Here is a 19,448-nt window from a genome sequence, read left to right on the forward strand (position 1 = left end):
CGGCCAGGATCGGCTTGACCCTGTATCTATGGGCTGCACGTGGCGCCGACAAGCAGATGCTGCGCAACCTGACACAAGATCGGCTGGAGAACGCATGCTCGGTATCGGAACACTCGCCAAAAAAGTCTTTGGGACCCCTAATGATCGCACGATCAAAGCGGTGCGCCCGCTGGTCGCGCAAATCAACGCGCTGGAGCCCGAATTCGAGGCGCTGAGCGACATCGGTTTGAAAGACAAAACCGAAGAGCTGGCCAAACGGGCGCTCGAAGGTGAAAGCCTTGATGATTTGTTGCCGGAAGCCTTTGCAAACTGCCGCGAAGCCGCCCGCCGTGCGCTGGGCCTGCGGGCGTTCGATACCCAGCTGATGGGTGCGATTTTCCTGCATCGGGGCAATATTGCCGAACAAAAAACCGGTGAGGGCAAGACCCTGACGGCCACATTCGCTGCCTACCTGAATGCCTTGACGGGCAAGGGCGTGCATGTGGTCACGGTTAACGAATATCTGGCCAAACGGGATGCCGAATGGATGGGCAAAGTGTTCGCCCACCTTGGTCTGACCAGTGGCTGTGCCTGGAACGGTATGGGCGAGGACAACAAGCGGGCGGCCTATGCCTGTGACGTGACCTATGCCACCAACAACGAGCTTGGTTTCGACTATCTGCGCGACAATATGAAAAGCGAGCTGGGCCAGATGGTCCAGCGTGGTCACAATTTCGCGATTGTGGACGAAGTCGACAGCATTCTGATCGACGAAGCGCGCACACCGCTGATTATTTCGGGTCCGTTGGATGACCGCTCGGAACTGTACCAGACCATCGACGCGGTGATTCCGCTGCTGGACGAAAGCCACTATGCGGTCGACGAGAAAACCCGCAACGTGTCCTTCACCGAAGAAGGTAACGAGTTTCTGGAACAGCAACTGCTGGCGCGCGGTCTGATCGAAGAAGGGATGACCCTGTACGATCCCGAAAGCACGTCGATTGTGCACCACGTTAACCAGGGTCTGCGCGCGCACACCCTGTTCCAGAAAGACAAGGATTACATCGTGCGCGACGACGAGGTCGTGCTGATTGATGAATTTACCGGCCGCATGATGGCCGGGCGTCGTCTGTCCGAGGGTCTGCATCAGGCGATTGAGGCCAAGGAAGGCGTCAAGATCCAGCCCGAGAACGTGACGCTGGCCAGCGTGACCTTTCAGAACTATTTCCGCCTGTACAGCAAACTGGCGGGCATGACCGGCACAGCGCTGACCGAAGCCGAAGAGTTTGGCGAAATCTACGGTCTGGGCGTGATTGAAGTGCCCACCAACCGCCCCATTGCCCGTGTCGACGAAGACGACCGCGTGTACCGCACCGCGACCGAGAAATATGCGGCGATGATCGAAGAGATCAAAACAGCGCATGAAAAAGGCCAGCCGGTTCTGGTTGGCACCACGTCGATCGAAAAATCCGAGATGTTCAGCGCCCTGCTGACCGAAAAGGGTATTCCGCACAACGTTCTGAACGCGCGCCAGCACGAGCAGGAAGCGCAGATTATCGCGGATGCGGGCAAGTTCGGCGCTGTGACCATCGCCACCAACATGGCCGGACGCGGCACCGACATTCAGCTGGGCGGCAACGTCGATCTGAAGGTGCTAGAGGCGCTGACCGCCGACCCTGACGCCGACCCCGAAGCGATCCGCGCGCGGATCGAAGCCGAGCACGAGGACGAGAAACAAAAGGTTCTGGCGGCAGGCGGCCTGTTCGTTCTGGCATCCGAGCGTCACGAAAGCCGCCGGATCGACAACCAGCTGCGTGGCCGTTCGGGCCGTCAGGGCGACCCAGGGCGCACGTCGTTCTATCTGTCGCTCGAAGATGACCTGATGCGTATTTTCGGCTCGGAACGGCTGGACAAGGTTCTGAAGACCCTTGGCATGGAAGAAGGCGAGGCGATCATTCACCCCTGGGTGAACAAATCGCTGGAGCGCGCACAGGCCAAGGTCGAAGGCCGCAACTTTGACATGCGCAAGCAGTTGCTGAAATTCGATGACGTGATGAACGACCAGCGCAAGGTGGTCTTTAGCCAGCGCCGCGACATCATGGAGGCCGAGGACCTGTCGGAAATCGCCTCGGACATGCGTGAACAGGTGATTGACGATCTGATCGACCAATACATGCCTCAGGGCACCTATGCGGATCAGTGGAACACCGAAGGGCTGTACGCCGCCGTGATCGAAAATCTGGGCGTCGACGTGCCGGTGATGGCATGGGCCGAAGAGGATGGCGTAGACGACGAGCAGGTGCGTGAGCGTCTGGTCGAAGCCACGAACAAGCTTATGGTGCAAAAGGCCGAACAGTTCGGTCCTGAAAACATGCGCCTGATCGAGAAACAGATTTTGTTGCAGGCCATTGATGGCAAGTGGCGCGAACACCTGCTGACGCTGGATCACTTGCGCTCGGTTGTCGGGTTCCGCGGCTATGCCCAACGCGACCCGCTGAACGAATACAAGAACGAAGCCTTCCAGCTGTTCGAAGTGATGCTGGATTCGTTGCGCGAGGACGTGACACAGAAGCTGGCGCAAATCCGTCCGATGACGGAAGAAGAGCGTGCCGAGATGCTGGCACAGGCCGCCGCGCAGCAGGCAGAGCTGCAACAGGCCGCCCAAAGCGCACAAGACGCGCAAACGCCCGCACCAACAGCCGAGGCCGCTGCAACAGGCTTTGACGAAAACGATCCGACCACATGGGGTAACCCCGGCCGGAACGAGGCGTGCCCCTGTGGATCAGGCAAGAAATTCAAACATTGCCACGGGCGCCTGACCTGACAGGCGCCCCGCGCGACACCCTGCGACAATGACATAGTTGCGCCTTAAACCCGGCTAGCCGGCCATAACTTGGCCGCGTTTTTCTGCCAAATACGATTCTGACCCAATATTGTGAGGGGAAGGATCTATGGCCTATACTAAGAAGATCGCGACTGCGGCTGGTACACTGGCGTGTGCTGTAGGTATCGGTTTTGTCATGCAAAGCAGCGAAACCGCCAAGGTGCTTTATGGGTCGGAAACGCCGGCAGAAGCACCGGTTCAGGTTCAGTTGCCTGTTGAAGATGTCGATACTTCGGCGCTGGATGGCCCGATTCTGGACGTACATGACATCACGCTGACATCTGCCCTGGGCGAAGATCCGGCAGACCCCGCTGATCTGGTCGCGAGCCAGGATTGCAAGGTCGCGGCCACCGCGATTCCCTCTGGCCTTGGTCTGGTTGAACTGTCACTGGCAGCGCCCTGCTTTCCAAATGAACGTCTGGTCGTCCATCACAGTGGCCTGAAATTCTCGGAAACAACCGACGCGGCGGGCAATCTTGAAATGTCGATGCCTGTGCTGGTCGACCCGGCGGTGATTGTCGTGGCCTTTGCCAATGGCGATGGCGCCGTGGTGCAGACACCTGTGCCCAGCCTGGACCAGTTCGACCGCGTCGCCCTGCAATGGAAAGGCGATGCGGGTTTTGAAATTCACGCGCGCGAATTCGGCGCAGATTACGGCAGCCAGCACGATATCTGGGCAGGCGCGCCGGGTGATCCGGTCGAGGCGATCAGTGGCGAAGGAGGCTTCCTGATGCGGCTGGGCGACGAAACTGCTCCGGATGCCCTGATGGCCGACGTCTATACTTATCCATCCGGCACGTCCCGTCACAACGGGATCGTCGACCTGAGTGTCGAGGCGGAAGTGAGCCTGTTCAACTGCGGTCTGGAAATCGAAGCCCAGTCGCTTGAGGTGAACAACGGTGACATTACCAGCCGCAACCTGACGTTGGCGATGCCCGGTTGTGACACAATCGGTAGCTTTCTGGTATTGAACAATCTGATCCAAGACCTGACAGTCGCGCAAAAGTAATTCGCGTCACGGGGTTTCATCATGACTATGAAACGTGCGGCGGCCTTCGCCGCACTTTTCCTTTTCGGTTTGCCATTTTCTGCGTTTGCGCAGGATGTCACGCTGACCTCGCGCGATGGCGGGGTCGAACTGAGCGGCACGTTGCTGGGCTTTGACGGTGAGTTCTACCGGCTTGAAACCGAATACGGGGAACTGACCGTCGACAGCTCTGGCGTGCTGTGCGAGGGTCCTGCCTGCCCCAACCTTCAGGATTTTGTCGCCAATCTGGCTGTGTCCGGCTCGACCACGATGGGGGCGGTTCTGATGCCCGCGCTGGTCGAAGGTTTTGCGCAGCGCGCCGGATATGAGGCCACGCGCGAACCCGTGGACGACAACCGGTTCAGCTATCTTCTGACCAACACCGAAACAGGCAAACTGGCGGCGCGGTTCAATTTCCGCGTTACCACCACCGACGAAGGATTCGCCGATCTGCTGGCCAACGAGGCCGACATTGTCATGGCCCTGCGCGAGATCCGCCCGGGCGAGCGGCAGCGCGCGCGCGAGGCCGGAATGGGCGATATGACCGGTTTGCACCGCAGCCGTGTGTTGGCGCTGGATGCCGTTGTGCCCGTGGTGGCACCGGGAAATCCCGTGCGCAGCATTTCGCCCTCAAATCTGGCGCAGGTGTTTGCGGGGCAGGTGACCAACTGGCAGGATCTGGGCGGCGTGGATGCGCCGATTTCACTGCATCTGCCACAGGCCGGCACAGGGCTGGCACAGGCTGTGGCCGACCAGGTGATGCAACCCGTGCGCCTGGAGTTCGCTGACAGCGTTGTGCGCCACCCTATCGGCACCGAGCTTGCCAATGCGGTGATGGATGACCCTTTTGCCATCGGCATTGCCAGCTATGCCGAGGTGGGCAATACGGTGCCGCTTGTGCTGACCGGCGGCTGCGGGTTTTCGCTTGAGGCGGAGCGGCGCACCATCAAGACCGAAGATTATCCGCTGACCGCGCCGATGTTTCTGTATCTGCCCGCACGACGCTTGCCCAAGATCGCGCGCGAATTTCTGGCCTTTACCCGTGGTCCCACCGCGCAGGTGGTGATCCGGCGCGCCGGTTTTGTCGACCAGTCGCCCGAAGAGGTGCCGATTGATATGCAAGGCAACCGCTTTGCCAATGCCATCAGCATCGCGGGCCCCGAAGTGTCGCTGGAAGAACTACAACGCATGGTGCGCACGCTGGACGGTATGGCACGGCTGACCACGTCCTTCCGGTTCGAAGCGGGATCCATCCGGCTGGACGCGCAATCGCGCAGCAACGTGCAGCAACTGGCCCGCTCGATGGAGGTAGGCACCTATGACGCGCGGCGCATTCTGTTCGTGGGGTTCAGCGATGGAGAAGGACCCGCTGCCGCGAATCGCAACATTGCCTTGCGTCGTGCCGACGCGGTGCGCCGCGCGATTATGGAAGCGGCCCAGAGTGAAGACACCAAACGGGTCACGCTGGACGTCGATGCTTTTGGCGAGGCTTTGCCAATGGCCTGTGACGACAGCGGGTGGGGTCGGCAGGCCAACCGCCGTGTCGAGGTTTGGGTGCGTTAAAGAAACCCTTCTGACTTAAAGCTCAGCTCGCGTGATTTGCCGACGATCAGGTGATCGTGCAGCGACAGACCCAGGGCGATACAGGCGGCTTCGATCTGTTGGGTCATGGCAATGTCAGACTGGCTGGGGGTCGGGTCGCCCGAGGGGTGATTGTGCACCAGAATCAGCGCCGATGCGTTCAGCTCCAGCGCCCTTTTGGCCACTTCGCGCGGGTAGACCGGAACGTGATCAACGGTGCCTTTGGCCTGTTCCTCGTCAGCGATCAACACGTTTTTGCGGTCCAGATACAGCACGCGGAATTGCTCTGTCTCGCGGTGGGCCATCGTCGTGTGACAATAGTCAACCAGCGCATCCCAACTGGAAATCGCGTGTTGGTTCAACACTTTGGCCCGCACCATACGATGTGCAGCCGCCTCGACAACCTTCAACTCGACCACCACGGCATCGCCCACGCCCTTGACCTCGCGCAGGCGGGGTTCGGGGGCAGTAATGACGCGGTTAAAGTCGCCAAACTTTTCCATCAATGCATGGGCCAGCGGTTTCACATCGCGCCGCGGGATGGCGCGAAACAGCACCAGTTCCAGCATTTCGTAATCGGGCATCGCCTGCGCACCACCGGCCATGAAGCGGGCGCGCAAGCGGGCCCGATGATCGGCAATATACGACGGACGCGGGCCCGCAGGCAGCGCCGCGGGGGTCGCCTCGTCAAAGTCGAAGGGCAGGGGCTGTTCGGCAAAGCTGGACATGCCGCCAGATTGGCGTGCCGAAGGTTACCATGCGGTTAACGTCTCAGGCGGGACGCTGGCCTGACACCACGATGCTGGGCATCGGAACATGCAATGCGTCGCCCACCCTGAAATCTTCCGCGCGGGCGTCAATCTCGGCGCGCACGGCGGCCTGCACCTCGGCGCTTTGACGTTGCATGATCAGCGGGATGCGTACCCCGAATTGCATGAAGAAATCGTAAAAGCTGGCGGCACCGGTGCGCAGAACATTTGGTACATGGGCGGTGGCCGTATCGGTAAAACCGGCCTGTTCCAGCACAGATCTGGCATGATCGGGCTGCGACAGATCAAAGGCGTTCGGGGCAGGGCTGGCCAGTGTCATGTCGGCATGGGCCGAGATGACATCATAGATCATCCGGTAACAGTCAGACTGGTCCGGCCCGCACCACTGGCTGAACGCAAACCGCCCGCCGGGGCGCAGCACGCGAAAGGCTTCGGTGATGGATCTGCGCGGATTGGTGACGTGGAACAGCACGATATTGGCCACCACAACGTCAAAGCTGTGATCGGGGAAATCCAGCGCCTCGATGTCGCCGGTTTTGAATTCGCTTCCGGGATAGCGGGTGTGGGCGGCGTCGATCATCGCGGGGGCGTTGTCCACGCCCACACAGGACGCACCCAGGGCCATTGCGGCGCCAGCGGCATAGCCGGGGCCACAGCCCGCATCCAGCATCCGTGCGCCGGGATACAGCCGCACAGCGGCCAGCAGCGCGGGGATGGTCTGGACGGTGGCCAGTGCGGTCGCCTTGCCATAGCCACCCGCACGCTGCGACCAGCCGTTGATTTCGTCCTGCCGGAATTCGGAATAGTCCATCTGCACCCCCATGTCGTTGAACGGGGTATATCACGCAGGAGCGGAAGTGCGAGGGGCGCGCGCCTTGCGCACCCCAACGCGTGTTTCCTAGCCCTTCATCGAATCCCAGAAGGATTTGACAGAAGAGAAAAAGCTGCTGGATTCGGGATTGTTCTCTTCCGAGAGGTTTTCGAATTCTTTCAGCAGTTCCTTTTGGCGGCTGGTCAGGTTGACGGGCGTTTCCACCGCCAGTTCAATGAACATATCGCCCGGTCCACCGCCTCGCAGGGCGGGCATGCCCTTGCTGCGCAGGCGCATCTGGCGGCCCGATTGCGACCCTGCGGGGATCTGCACGCGGCCACGGCCTCCGTCGATGGTGGGCACTTCGATGCTGCCGCCCAATGCGGCGGTGCCCATGCTGACCGGAACGCGGCAATACAGGTTGTTGCCGTCGCGTTCGAACAGTTTGTGCTCCATCACCTCGATAAAGATATAGAGATCACCGGTTGGGCCGCCACGCATACCGGCTTCGCCTTCGCCGGCCAGACGGATACGGGTGCCGGTTTCGACGCCGGCGGGGATGTTCACCGACAGCGCGCGGTCTTTTTCGACACGGCCCGCACCCTGACAGGACTTGCACGGGTTCTTGATGATCTGGCCCAGCCCCGAACAGGTGGGGCAGGTGCGTTCAACGGTGAAAAAGCCCTGCTGCGCGCGGACCTTGCCCATGCCCGAACATGTGGGGCAAGTGCTGGGTTCTGCCCCGTTTTCAGCGCCCGAGCCGCTGCACGCATTACAGGAGACTGAGGTGGGCACATTGATGGTTTTTTGCAGACCGGCAAAGGCGTCTTCCAGCGTCACACGCAGGTTGTAACGCAGGTCAGACCCGCGCGCGGCACGGCGTCCGCCACCGCCGCGCTGGCCGCCCATAAAGTCGCCGAACAGGTCGTCAAAGACATCGGAAAAAGCCGAACCGAAATCGCCCTGGCCGCCGCCACCGAAGCCGCCACCGGGGCGTCCACCGCCCCCCATGCCGCCTTCGAATGCGGCGTGACCATAGCGATCATAGGCTGCCTTCTTGTCGGCATCCTTCAGAACTTCGTAGGCTTCGTTGGCCTCTTTGAACTGCGCTTCTGCCGTGGGATTGTCGGCATTTCGGTCGGGGTGCAGTTCCTTGGCCTTGGTGCGATAGCCCTTTTTGATCTCGTCTGCAGACGCGCCCTTCGCGACCCCGAGGATCTCGTAATAGTCACGTTTTGCCATGTGTCATGTCCTTGTCTGGAACGTCGAGGGCCGGCCCGGAGATCGGACCGGCCCTCTGAGTGGTTCCGTACGAATGATTACGCGCGCTTGTCGTCGTCGAGATCTTCGAACTCGGCATCGACAATGTCATCGTCATCGCGGCGGGGCTCGTCCGCAGCGTGCGGTGCGTCGTCACCTTCGTCTTGGGCCGCTTTATAGATCGCTTCGCCCAGTTTCATTGCCGCTTCTGTCACGTTCTGGATGCCCGATTTGATCTTCTCGGCGTTGTCGGTTTCCAGCTCGTCTTTCAGCGCGGCGATGGCCAGTTCGATGGCTTCAACCGTGGTCGGGTCAACCTTGTCCGAATGCTCTTCTACCGACTTTTCGGTCGAGTGGATCAGGCTTTCGGCCTGGTTTTTCGCTTCGATCAGGCTGCGGCGTTCCTTGTCCGACTCGGCGTTTTCTTCGGCGTCCTTGACCATTTTCTCGATGTCGGCTTCGGACAGACCGCCCGAGGCCTGGATGGTGATCTTCTGCTCTTTGCCGGTGCCTTTGTCCAAAGCGCCGACCGACACGATGCCGTTGGCGTCGATGTCGAAGGTCACTTCGATCTGGGGCATACCGCGCGGAGCAGGCGGGATGTTTTCAAGGTTGAAGGCACCGAGGATTTTGTTGTCGGCAGCCATTTCGCGTTCACCCTGGAACACACGGATGGTCACGGCGTTCTGGTTGTCTTCGGCGGTCGAGAACACCTGCGACTTTTTCGTCGGGATCGTGGTGTTGCGGTCGATCAGACGGGTGAACACGCCACCCAGCGTTTCGATGCCCAGCGACAGCGGTGTCACGTCCAGCAGAACCACGTCCTTGACGTCGCCTTGCAGAACACCGGCCTGAATGGCGGCGCCCAGGGCCACGACTTCGTCAGGGTTCACACCCTTGTGCGGCTCTTTGCCAAAGAACTTGGTCACTTCTTCGATGACGCGCGGCATACGGGTCATACCGCCGACCAACACGACTTCGTCGATGTCGGATGCGGACAGGCCCGCGTCTTTCAACGCAGCGGCGCAGGGTTTCATCGACGCCTTGATCAGGTCGCTGACCAGCGATTCCAGCTTGGCACGGGTCAGTTTCATGACCATGTGCAGCGGCTGGCCGTTGGCGCCCATCGAGATGAACGGCTGGTTGATCTCGGTTTGCGAGGACGAGGACAGTTCGATCTTGGCTTTTTCGGCAGCTTCTTTCAGACGCTGCAACGCCATCTTGTCCTGTGTCAGGTCGACGTTGTGTTCTTTTTTGAATTCGCCCGCCAGATAGTTGACGATGCGCATGTCAAAGTCTTCACCACCCAGGAAGGTGTCGCCGTTGGTCGATTTCACTTCGAACAGACCGTCGTCGATTTCCAGAATAGTCACGTCGAATGTACCGCCGCCAAGGTCATAGACCGCGATGGTTTGTGTGTTCTCTTTGTCCAGACCATAGGCCAGCGCGGCGGCTGTCGGTTCGTTGATGATCCGCAGCACTTCCAGACCGGCGATTTTGCCTGCGTCCTTGGTGGCCTGACGCTGGGCGTCGTTGAAGTATGCCGGAACGGTGATGACCGCCTGAGTCACTTCCTCGCCAAGGTAGCTCTCGGCTGTTTCTTTCATCTTGCCCAGAATAAAGGCCGAGATCTGGCTGGGCGAATATTTCTCGCCTTTGGCCTGAACCCATGCGTCGCCGTTGCCGCCGTCGATGACGGTGAACGGCAGGTTCTTTTTGTCCTTTGCCAGATCCGCGTCGTCATTGCGACGGCCGATCAGGCGCTTGACGCCAAAGATGGTGTTGTCGGGGTTGGTCACGGCCTGCCGTTTGGCGGGCTGGCCGACCAGACGCTCGTCGTCTGTGAACGCAACGATGGAAGGTGTTGTGCGCGCACCTTCGGCGTTTTCGATGACGCGCGGTTGGCTGCCATCCATGATGGCGATGCAGCTGTTTGTTGTTCCAAGGTCAATACCGATGACTTTAGCCATATTTTCGATCCCTTTTTCTACTCAAGGCGATGACACGAGACGTGGGCCCGTTTCGGCACCCAAGCCCCGAATGATATGTCACGAAGCGGAGTGCTCCGTGCGGTTCGAAGGGTATATAAGGAGCGAAAAAGCACCCTGCAACCGCTCTTGAGGCGGCATTAGGGCGAATTTTCACTGTTTGGTGCCGATATGACGAAGTTGATCCTGCGGGATGTCGAAATTCACAAGGGTTTTCTGGATCGCGCGGCGCAGACGGACATGTTGACGGCGCTGCGTTCGGTGGTGCGTGATGCGCCATTGTTCCGGCCTGACACGCCTTATGGCAAGCCGATGTCGGTGCGTATGACATCGGCAGGGCGCTATGGCTGGTTTTCGGATAAACGGGGCTATCGCTATGCCGGTCGGCACCCGTCAGGATGCGCTTGGCCGCCTGTGCCACAGCAAGTGCTGGATATTTGGGGCAAATTGACAGGTCTCCAGCGCCAACCCGATTGCTGTCTGATCAATTATTACGGAGAAGGTGCCCGCATGGGGCTTCATCAGGATCGCGACGAGGCGGATTTTACCTGGCCCGTGGTTTCGGTGTCGCTGGGCGACCCGGGGCTGTTTCGTGTCGGCAACCAGACCCGCGGGGGCAAAACCGAATCGATCTGGCTGGAAAGCGGTGATGTGGTGGTGCTGGGTGGTCCTGCGCGGCTGGTCTATCACGGGGTGGACCGGATCAAATTCGGCGCAGGTACGTTGCTGCCCCGGGGCGGGCGGATCAATCTGACGCTGCGGGTGGTGGACTAGCAACTGTATTTCTCAAGCGAGTTGAGTAGTCCATTTCTGTCGACTTTTGCAAAGGGCGTTCACGATTGTCACAAGCTTTCTTGCGACGGCGGTGATTATCACTTTGTGTGGTTTTCCGGCTTCGCGAAGGCGGTCTGCGAACGGCTTCAGGACGGGATTGTGGTGACTGGCGACGAGCGCCGCCTGGAACATAACGTGTCGCAGCGGGCGCCGGCCGCCTCCGATAGCGCGCTTGCCCCGCATCGCGCCGCTGTCATGGGCAATGGGCGCAAGGCCTGTCAGCGCGGCGGCTTGTTCGCCCGTGATCTGGCCGAGTTCCGGCATTTCAGCGATCAACATCGTGCTGGCGACCGGGCCAATGCCGGGAACTGAACGCAAGATGGCAGCAGTCGTGGCAAGGCCTTCCTCTGAGGCGATGATCTGTTCGATCCGGACCTCAAGTCCTGCAATCTGGCGATCCAGTAGGTCTTTCAGGTCACCATCCATGACGTCGAACAGATCATCCGAACCCAGTTTCGCATGCGCCTTGATTTGCGCCAAAAGCCGTTTGCGTGTTTCGACGAGCTGACCACGCTTGGACACCAAAGCCCTGAGAAGACGTATCTTTTCATGCGGCAAGGTCCGCCCTGCATCAGGCCGAAAGGCCATGAACCGCGCGATAAGCTCCGCGTCGATCCTATCCGTTTTCGCCCGCGTGCCCCGGCTGGCGGCAAAGGCTTTGATTTGCGCGGGCGGCAGTTGCCTGGTCGCGACCCCTGCAACGTCGAGGGCCGACCACAGACGCCATTCCTGCCCCCCTGTGGCCTCAAAACAAACCAGCGCACAGGCTGACTTTGCCAGGGCGCCCACGCGCGCACGCCCGTCCTCGGAATTGGGCAATCGAAGTCTCTGATTGCTTGGCAGGCAATGAATGTCCAGCCAATCGCGGCTGACATCTATGCCAAGGATTGCGTCTCGTGTTATCCTGTTCATGTTCTCTTCCTTCTGATCCGTGGTCCAAGCTGGCCACAAGCAACTGTTCGAGATGGATGAAGAGAGACAGTGCTGGCTCGCTAGCAAACGTGGTCCCAGTTCAACTTGGGCCACAAGGCTCTGACGCCATACAACGTCCCGTCAGTGACCTCGGCCAAGGTCGCTGACGGGGGAACAATAACAGATCGGAGATACAGAAGGGTCTGGACCCATTAATCTTACGTTGTCAGTTTGACAGATTTTTCCGCAGACAAGCAGCATCTGTGCAGGAATAGTGGTTCTATTTCAAACGGATGCGCCGCCTCCTCTCGGGACATTGCTGCGCAATGCCCTGCCGGGCAATGGGCTGCGGGAAAATCCGTCAAACCCGTCACGCCGAAGGCGTGCCAATATTATTAGGCGCTCCTTCGGAGCGACGGGCGGCAATTTCACTTCATTTCAGTGTCTTGGGCCGCTTGCAAATAGAACCACTATTGGCAGCACGACCCAAACCACTGAAATTTCGCGAAATTGCCGCTGACGACGTAAGATTAATGGGTCCAGACCCTAGGGCCCAAGCGAACAGCATCCGGTGAGGTAGCGGGGGCCATCTGCACCGGTCAGAACCAACCCGATGGACAAGCCATAGGTGCGGTCCGACATGCCGTCAGAGCACGCGGCGGCATTCACGGTCGCAATCATCTGAGTGTTCGAACCCTGACCCAGAACAGCAATGCTGTTGGTGGTGTTGGGTGATGACAGTTCTGCTGTTGGTTGGAAGGGGTGCGGTCCGTCTTCTGGAGCGCGAAAAACATGGGTGGCGCCCAGTGACAGGTTCCAGAACGGTTCTGTCCCCCCGCATTCGGCGCGCAACGGGTGGTCGGGGCGTTCGCTGCGCTGCAAGAATCGCAGCGCGGCCCAGCCAGCGGTTTCGCCCGCGTTGACCAGCCCCCATTTGCCATCCTCGGACAGGGCCATCACCTCGATCCCTGCTTCGTTGTGCAGGAATGTGCCGACGATGGGGCTTTGCGTGGTGGGGGCCGCACGCACGTTCAGCACGTCGTCGGCAGCCACGTCGATCACGCGGTAGAGTGCGGGCAGATCAAAGGCCCAGCACGCTTGCGCCGCCCAGAACGTGAAAGCCAGTCCTGCAACCAGCGCCCGGATCATCGCCGCGCACCCCAGCTAAGCGACGCATGACGGCGGGTGTAAAATTCGCCCATCAGACCCAGCATGATCAGCACCATCCCCACATAGATCGGATATGTGACCGACGAGTGGTGCGGCGCATAATTGATAAAGGCAAAGCCGCGCGCCTGGTCAATGCAGTGGAACAGCGGGTTCCAGTCGAACATCGCCAGCATGAAACCGGGCAATGTGTTGGCCACAAACATCTTGCCCGAGGCGATCATGTTTGCACGCTGGTAGATGGTGGTGAAAACGTTCACGAATGTGGGAAACCACGGTTTGATCGACAGCAATACCAAACCCAGCGCCAGCCCGGTAAACCACGCAATCAGCAACATCCCGAACGCCGCAATCGGCCTGTCGATTTCCAGCGGGGTTACGGCCACATGATAGCCGAACAGGATCACGAACAGCGACAGCAGCTGGATATACAGCGTGCCTACCGCTGCCGATGCGATCGAGATGATTGTGTTCATTGGGGCGTGCTGCATCATCGGGCTGGCTGGTCCTTCTGAACCGACAACAGCGCCCAATGTCTTGGTGTGGGTCATGTACAGGAAGATCCCCGACATGATGTATATCAGAAAATCGCCGCGCAATGCCGCACCGCGCAGGCCAAGCACCGAGAACATCACATAAAAAGCCAGCACAAAAATCGCAACCTGAAGCATGTTCAGACCGATCGCCATAAACGCGTTGTTATGTGTCTTGCGGACATTTCGGACGACCGAATGATAGACCAGTTCGAATATCAGCATCGCGGTGCCGATGCCCGACTTTGGCTTGCGCGTGGTTTGGAACATGTGCGGTTGTGCCTCTGGTGGTGCGAAAGTCGCAGGGAAATCTTGCCGTTCCGTTAATGCGGCATCATAAGGTGATCCTGCACGCTTTTCAATCTTGGCAGAGCAAGGGGATTATTTAATGAATTACGAGACTTTGGTGCCTGTCATGCGCCGTTTGGCGCTGGAAGCCGGTGACAAGATCATGGAGATCTATGACGCCGATGATTTCGAGGTGAAAACCAAATCGGACGACAGCCCCGTCACCGCTGCGGATGAAGCTGCCGATGCGATTATCTCGGATGGTCTGCGTACAGCGTTCCCTGAAATGATGCTGGTAACCGAGGAACAGTCGGCCACTCACAGCACGACGGGCGATACATTCCTGATCGTCGATCCGCTGGATGGCACCAAGGAATTCGTGCATCGTCGCGGCGACTTCACCGTGAACATTGCGCTGGTCGAAGGCGGAAAGCCGACCCGTGGCGTGGTCTATGCGCCCGCCAAGAATCGTATGTTTTTCACACAGGCCGACGGCCAGACCGTAGAGGAAACAGGCCCGTTTCAAAAAGACATGATCGGCGCGCTGACCCCGCTGAGCGTGTCGACACCGGACAATGACGCGCTGATGGTTGTGGCGTCCAAATCACACCGCGATCAGGCGACCGACGACTACATCAACAAATATGCCGTCAAAGACATGAAATCCGCAGGCTCTTCGCTGAAGTTCTGTCTGATTGCCACCGGCGAGGCCGATATTTACCCCCGCGTCGGTCGCACGATGGAGTGGGATACCGCTGCCGGTCATGCGGTTCTGCTGGGCGCGGGCGGCAAGGTTGTGCGCTTTGACGACCATACCGACCTGACCTACGGCAAGGCAGACTATGCCAATCCGTTCTTTATCGCCTACTCGCCAGCTGTCGGACTCAAGCCGGCCTGATGATAGAAAGCTGTCTGAGATGACTCAGCTATCTGCCAGTGTGGTGATCGTCAGCCGGGGCAGGCCCGAAGCGTTGGGCCTGTGTCTGACGGGGTGCATGCAATTGCATTATGATCCGTTCGAGATCGTGGTTGTGGCCGACCCCGCCGGGGTTGCCGCAGCGCAGGCTTTGCCGTTTGCGAGCCAGATCAAGATTATCGGTTTTGACGAGGCGAACATATCGTTGGCGCGCAATATCGGGATCAGTGCCGCGGCCGGTGACGTCGTCGCCTTTATCGACGACGATGCGGTGCCCGAGCCCACATGGCTGACCCATCTGGTGCAGGCGATGCAGCAGAACGATGTTGCCGTCGCAGGGGGCTTTGTGCGCGGGCGCAACGGGATATCATATCAATGGCAGGGCCGCACCCTGGACGCGATGGGCGATGCGGCAGAGTTGCCCATCGCGGGCATGGATCCCGTCGTGGTGCAGCCCACACCGGACCGGGTGGCCAAGACCGAAGGCACCAACATGGCGGTGCGACGCGATGTGCTGGTGGCCTTGGGCGGGTTTGATCCGGCCTATCACTATTTTCTGGATGAAACCGATTTGAACATGCGCCTTGGCCGGGCCGGATATGCCTGTGCTATCGTTCCGCGCGCGCAGGTGCATCATGGCTTTGCCGCAAACAAGTTGCGCCGCGCAGACCGCGCGCCCACCGACCTGTTTGACATTGGTGCCAGCTGGGCCGTGTTCCAGCGCAAGTTCATCCCGCAGGAGAAACGGCGCGACCACTGGCGTGCCCTTCGCGTGTCAGAGCGCAGGCGCGCCGTGCGGCTGATGGTCAGTGGTCATATCGAACCGCGCGCTGTCACCGGCCTGATTGATCGTCTGGATCAGGGCTATGGGCAGGGAATCTCGCGGCGCATGGGCGACAGTCTTGTTACGGAAACATCGAATGCGCCCTTCAAGCGGGTCGTGCCGTGGATATTGCCGGCGGGCTACATCATGGTGCGCCGGTCGGATGCCGCCAGTGCGCGCGCTGAAGCTGCGCGCAGGGTGAAAAATGGCGAGGTCGTCACCTTGATTATCCTGTCGCTGACGGCGCTTTATCATCAGGCCAGATTTCATCCCGGCGGTTACTGGGAGCAATGTGGCGGCTTGTTTGGCAAAAGCGAGCGCAGCCAGCCGATGCTGCGGTTCTGGCGCTTTCATGAGCGGGTTGTTGCGGAAAAGGCCAGAATTTCTGCAATCCGGGGCGGTGTGGGTTAATATAGGTATTCATTCGGGCGTATTTTGATTAGCAGGTGGCCTGCACGATGTTGATGTCACGCGCGTTAACGAAAAACACGAAATCTCTGCATGATTTGGGCATGATTTTGTGGTTAGCTACGCGCGAGAGCAGCTAACGCCGACAGTATAGGAAGTAAGTATGCGTAAGAAAGTTACGAAAGCCATTTTTCCGGTGGCAGGTTTGGGGACGCGGTTTTTGCCAGCGACCAAATCGGTGCCAAAAGAGATTATGACATTGGTTGATCGTCCATTGATCCAATATGCGATCGACGAGGCGCGCGCTGCGGGTATCAAGGAATTTATCTTTGTCACTTCGCGCGGCAAAGGTGCGCTTGAAGATTATTTCGACCACGCCCCGCAGCTGGAACAAGAGCTGCGCAAGAAAGGCAAGACCGAGCTGTTGGAGACCCTCAAGGACACCAACATGGATTCGGGTGCAATCGCCTATATCCGACAGCACAAGGCGCTGGGCCTGGGCCACGCGGTCTGGTGCGCGCGCCGTCTGGTGGGCAACGAACCCTTTGCCGTGATCCTGCCAGACGATGTGATCGCTGCCGAAAAGCCGTGTCTGCAACAGATGGTCGAAGCCTATGAAGAAACAGGCGGCAGCATGGTCGCTGCCATGGAAGTGCCACCTGAAAAGGCGTCGTCCTATGGTGTTCTGGAAGTCAGCGAGGACATGGGCAACCTGGTTCGGGTCAAAAGCATGGTCGAAAAACCTGCTCCGGGTACGGCTCCGTCAAACCTGGCTGTGATCGGCCGCTACATCCTGTCACCGAATGTCTTGTCCAACCTTAACAAAATCAAGTCCGGCGCCGGTGGTGAAATTCAGCTGACCGACGCCATTGCGGACGAAATCGCGCAAGACCATCCCGTCTATGGCTACCGCTTCCGCGGGCAGCGGTTTGATTGCGGGTCCAAGTCCGGTTTTCTTCAGGCCACGGTGTCCTTTGGTCTGGCGCGCGAAGAGTTGCGGGATGATCTGTCCGCCTATATCCACGATATCGTGAATATGGAGAAGGCCGCAGAATAACGCGGACCGGAGGAATAAGTGGACAATCATGTGTTGGTCACAGGCGGTGCGGGCTATATCGGCGCGCACGCCTGCAAGGCGCTGCGCACGGCAGGCTATGTGCCGGTCACCTATGACAATCTGGTAACCGGCTGGCAGGATGCGGTCAAATTCGGTCCTTTCGAGCAGGGAGACCTGCTGGACCGGTCCCGTCTGGATCTGGTGTTTGCCCAATACGAACCTGTTGCTGTCATGCACTTTGCTGCCCTCAGCCAGGTTGGCGAAAGCATGTCGCAGCCGGGCAGGTACTGGCACAACAATGTCAGCGGGTCACTGAACCTGATCGAGGCCGCGGTCGATGCGGCTTGCATGAACTTTGTGTTTTCGTCCACCTGCGCCACCTATGGCGATCAGGACAATGTGGTGCTGGATGAAAACAGCGCCCAGCATCCGATCAACGCCTATGGGGCGTCCAAACGTGCCATCGAAGACATGCTGCGCGATTTCGAGGCAGCGCACGGGTTGCGACATGTGATCTTTCGCTATTTCAACGTGGCCGGCGCCGACCCCGAGGCCGAGGTGGGCGAGTTTCATCAGCCCGAAACGCATCTGATCCCGCTGATGCTGGAAGCGATTGAAGGCAAGCGTGACGCGCTGACCATTTTTGGCACCGATTACGACACGCCCGATGGCACCTGCATTCGCGACTATGTGCATGTCTGCGATCTTGTCGATGCGCATGTGTTGGGTCTGAAATGGCTGCAAGACGGCAAGGGCAGCCGGGTGTTCAATCTGGGCACCGGCAGCGGTTTTTCCGTGCGCGAGGTGATCGACCAGTCGCGCGCCGTGACCAACCGCGCTGTGCCCTTCAACGAGGGGGCGCGCCGTGCGGGTGATGCAACCAAGCTGGTATCAGGCTCGACCCGCGCCGAAACCGAACTGGGCTGGACACCTGAACGGTCGAACCTGAAAACCATGATCGCGGATGCATGGAGATGGCACCAAACTGGCCAGTTTGACAAATAACCCGCCCTCGCGGCTGCTGGACCTGACACGGCTTGTGCGTCGGGCCGGGCGAGTTCTGACGGGGGTGGACCGGGTCGAGATGGCCTATTTGCGCCGGCTGGTGGCGGATGATGTTGCGGCCTTTGGTCTTGTACGTACTCCGCTGGGATATGTACTGTTGGACCGCGCAGGCATGTCCGCACTGGTAAAACGTCTGGATGGTGCGCTGGCGTGGTCTGCGCCAGATCTTCTGTCGCGTCTGGCGCGGGGACAGACGGCGGTACAACAGGCGGCACAGACGGATGTGCGCAAGCTGGCAGTGGCACGCACCCTGCCGCGCGGGCTGGCCGCCATGCTGCGCCGGCATCTGCCGCAGGGCACCAATTATCTGAATACCGGCCATTCCAATCTGACCGACCGCGTTTTGCAGGCGGTTGCCGGTTTGGGCGGGCGCACGGGCGTATTTGTTCACGATGTGATCCCGCTGGAATTTCCACAGTATCAACGTCCTGAAACCGTCGAACCCTTTCGCGCCAAGATGCGGCGGGTGCAGGCCTTTGCCGATGTGATTATCTGCAACTCTGCCGACACGCTGGAGCGCGCGGGGCGGCTGATGGGCCAGTGGGGCCCTGTGCCTGCAGGGATTGTCGCCCATCTGGGAACTGATCTGACAACAGCGCAGCCTGATCTGGTGCCTGCCGATCTGCCGCCCGCAGGCCCTTATTTCATCAGTGTCGGCACTATCGAGCCGCGCAAGAACCATGCGCTGCTGCTGGATCTGTGGGACGCAATGAGCCCCGACGCCCCGACGCTGCTGATTTGCGGTGCGCGCGGATGGAACAATCAGGCGGTGTTCGACCGTCTGGACGCCCGCACCGATGGCAAGGTGATCGAACGCGCGGGCCTGCCTGATGGCGCGGTGGCGGCGTTGATGGCAGGGTCGTGCGGGCTGTTGTTTCCCAGCTTTGCCGAGGGCTATGGCCTGCCGCCGGTTGAAGCGGCGGCGCTGGGGGTGCCGGTGGTGGCGAATGATTTGCCGGTTCTTCGGGAAATCCTTGGAAATATTCCCGTTTACGCGCAAGCCGATGATCGGTATCTGTGGGAAAACACAATAATAGGCATGGCTGAAGCGGGGCCACAGGTTCGGAATAACATGGCATTTCAGCCAGCGAACTGGTCAGATCACTTCAACACCGTGTTAAGGTTGATTTGATAAGCGGTTAAGG

16 protein-coding genes are annotated in these 19,448 nt (G+C 59.5%); 9 read left to right on the forward strand and 7 right to left on the reverse strand.

The features are described 5' to 3' along the window. Positions 1 to 94: 94 nt before the first annotated feature. The 3 genes from secA to DSM107133_RS00715 all read left to right on the forward strand — a co-directional run bounded on the left by secA (position 95) and on the right by DSM107133_RS00715 (position 5,453). On the forward strand, positions 95 to 2,803 hold the full coding sequence (gene secA / locus DSM107133_RS00705; protein ID WP_114292456.1) for a preprotein translocase subunit SecA: 2,709 nt from the start codon (positions 95 to 97) through the stop codon (positions 2,801 to 2,803). 127 nt (positions 2,804 to 2,930) lie between these two features. Beyond that, positions 2,931 to 3,872 (forward strand): hypothetical protein, encoded by a 942-nt coding sequence (locus DSM107133_RS00710; RefSeq protein WP_114292457.1) that lies wholly within the window; start codon positions 2,931 to 2,933, stop codon positions 3,870 to 3,872. Positions 3,873 to 3,893: 21 nt separating this feature from the next. Next, a complete protein-coding gene (locus DSM107133_RS00715) occupies positions 3,894 to 5,453 on the forward strand; it encodes a phosphate ABC transporter substrate-binding/OmpA family protein (protein WP_114292458.1) in 1,560 nt (519 codons plus the stop codon). Here DSM107133_RS00715 and radC read toward each other — a convergent pair. The 4 genes from radC to dnaK all read right to left on the reverse strand — a co-directional run bounded on the left by radC (position 5,450) and on the right by dnaK (position 10,282). Then, complete coding sequence (radC, locus tag DSM107133_RS00720; protein ID WP_114292459.1) at positions 5,450 to 6,199, reverse strand: DNA repair protein RadC; 750 nt, start codon at positions 6,197 to 6,199, stop codon at positions 5,450 to 5,452. The two genes, DSM107133_RS00715 and radC, sit on opposite strands and share 4 nt — an antisense overlap. Positions 6,200 to 6,242: 43 nt before the next feature. After that, positions 6,243 to 7,052 carry a class I SAM-dependent methyltransferase gene (locus tag DSM107133_RS00725; protein WP_162791977.1) on the reverse strand — a complete coding sequence of 270 codons (810 nt, stop codon included), beginning with the start codon at positions 7,050 to 7,052 and terminating at the stop codon, positions 6,243 to 6,245. An 87-nt stretch (positions 7,053 to 7,139) separates the two neighbouring features. Next, positions 7,140 to 8,294: a molecular chaperone DnaJ gene (dnaJ, locus tag DSM107133_RS00730; RefSeq protein WP_114292461.1), complete on the reverse strand. Its 1,155-nt coding sequence runs from the start codon at positions 8,292 to 8,294 to the stop codon at positions 7,140 to 7,142. 77 nt (positions 8,295 to 8,371) lie between these two features. After that, positions 8,372 to 10,282 (reverse strand): molecular chaperone DnaK, encoded by a 1,911-nt coding sequence (gene dnaK / locus DSM107133_RS00735; protein WP_114292462.1) that lies wholly within the window; start codon positions 10,280 to 10,282, stop codon positions 8,372 to 8,374. A gap of 189 nt (positions 10,283 to 10,471) precedes the next feature. Between dnaK and DSM107133_RS00740 the strand changes: the two genes are divergently transcribed. After that, positions 10,472 to 11,074 carry an alpha-ketoglutarate-dependent dioxygenase AlkB gene (locus DSM107133_RS00740; RefSeq protein ID WP_114292463.1) on the forward strand — a complete coding sequence of 201 codons (603 nt, stop codon included), beginning with the start codon at positions 10,472 to 10,474 and terminating at the stop codon, positions 11,072 to 11,074. A 12-nt stretch (positions 11,075 to 11,086) separates the two neighbouring features. Here DSM107133_RS00740 and DSM107133_RS00745 read toward each other — a convergent pair whose 3' ends face one another. The 3 genes from DSM107133_RS00745 to DSM107133_RS00755 form a co-directional block, all read right to left on the reverse strand. Then, positions 11,087 to 12,046, reverse strand: a complete 960-nt coding sequence (locus DSM107133_RS00745; RefSeq protein WP_243253573.1) for an IS110 family transposase — start codon at positions 12,044 to 12,046, stop codon at positions 11,087 to 11,089. A gap of 546 nt (positions 12,047 to 12,592) precedes the next feature. Next, entirely contained in the window at positions 12,593 to 13,195 is a 603-nt protein-coding gene (locus DSM107133_RS00750; RefSeq protein WP_205387792.1) for an SH3 domain-containing protein, read from the reverse strand. Further along, a complete protein-coding gene (locus tag DSM107133_RS00755) occupies positions 13,192 to 14,016 on the reverse strand; it encodes an ABC transporter permease (RefSeq protein WP_114292910.1) in 825 nt (274 codons plus the stop codon). The genes DSM107133_RS00750 and DSM107133_RS00755 overlap by 4 nt, the downstream gene beginning before the upstream one ends. A 118-nt stretch (positions 14,017 to 14,134) precedes the next feature. Here DSM107133_RS00755 and cysQ point away from each other — a divergent pair, with 118 nt between their 5' ends. The 5 genes from cysQ (at position 14,135) to DSM107133_RS00780 (ending at position 19,435) form a co-directional block, all read left to right on the forward strand. Beyond that, positions 14,135 to 14,932, forward strand: coding sequence for a 3'(2'),5'-bisphosphate nucleotidase CysQ (gene cysQ / locus DSM107133_RS00760; protein WP_114292911.1), 798 nt, complete (start codon positions 14,135 to 14,137; stop codon positions 14,930 to 14,932). Positions 14,933 to 14,951: 19 nt separating this feature from the next. Continuing rightward, positions 14,952 to 16,184 (forward strand): glycosyltransferase, encoded by a 1,233-nt coding sequence (locus DSM107133_RS00765; RefSeq protein WP_114292912.1) that lies wholly within the window; start codon positions 14,952 to 14,954, stop codon positions 16,182 to 16,184. A gap of 160 nt (positions 16,185 to 16,344) precedes the next feature. Continuing rightward, on the forward strand, positions 16,345 to 17,238 hold the full coding sequence (galU, locus tag DSM107133_RS00770; RefSeq protein WP_114292913.1) for a UTP--glucose-1-phosphate uridylyltransferase GalU: 894 nt from the start codon (positions 16,345 to 16,347) through the stop codon (positions 17,236 to 17,238). Positions 17,239 to 17,256: 18 nt separating this feature from the next. After that, positions 17,257 to 18,243 carry a UDP-glucose 4-epimerase GalE gene (gene galE, locus DSM107133_RS00775; protein WP_114292914.1) on the forward strand — a complete coding sequence of 329 codons (987 nt, stop codon included), beginning with the start codon at positions 17,257 to 17,259 and terminating at the stop codon, positions 18,241 to 18,243. Continuing rightward, positions 18,203 to 19,435, forward strand: a complete 1,233-nt coding sequence (locus tag DSM107133_RS00780) for a glycosyltransferase (protein ID WP_114292915.1) — start codon at positions 18,203 to 18,205, stop codon at positions 19,433 to 19,435. Before galE ends, DSM107133_RS00780 begins: the two co-directional genes overlap by 41 nt. Positions 19,436 to 19,448: the final 13 nt, after the last annotated feature.

The organism is Pseudosulfitobacter sp. DSM 107133 (assembly GCF_022788695.1).
GTDB lineage: Bacteria > Pseudomonadota > Alphaproteobacteria > Rhodobacterales > Rhodobacteraceae > Pseudosulfitobacter.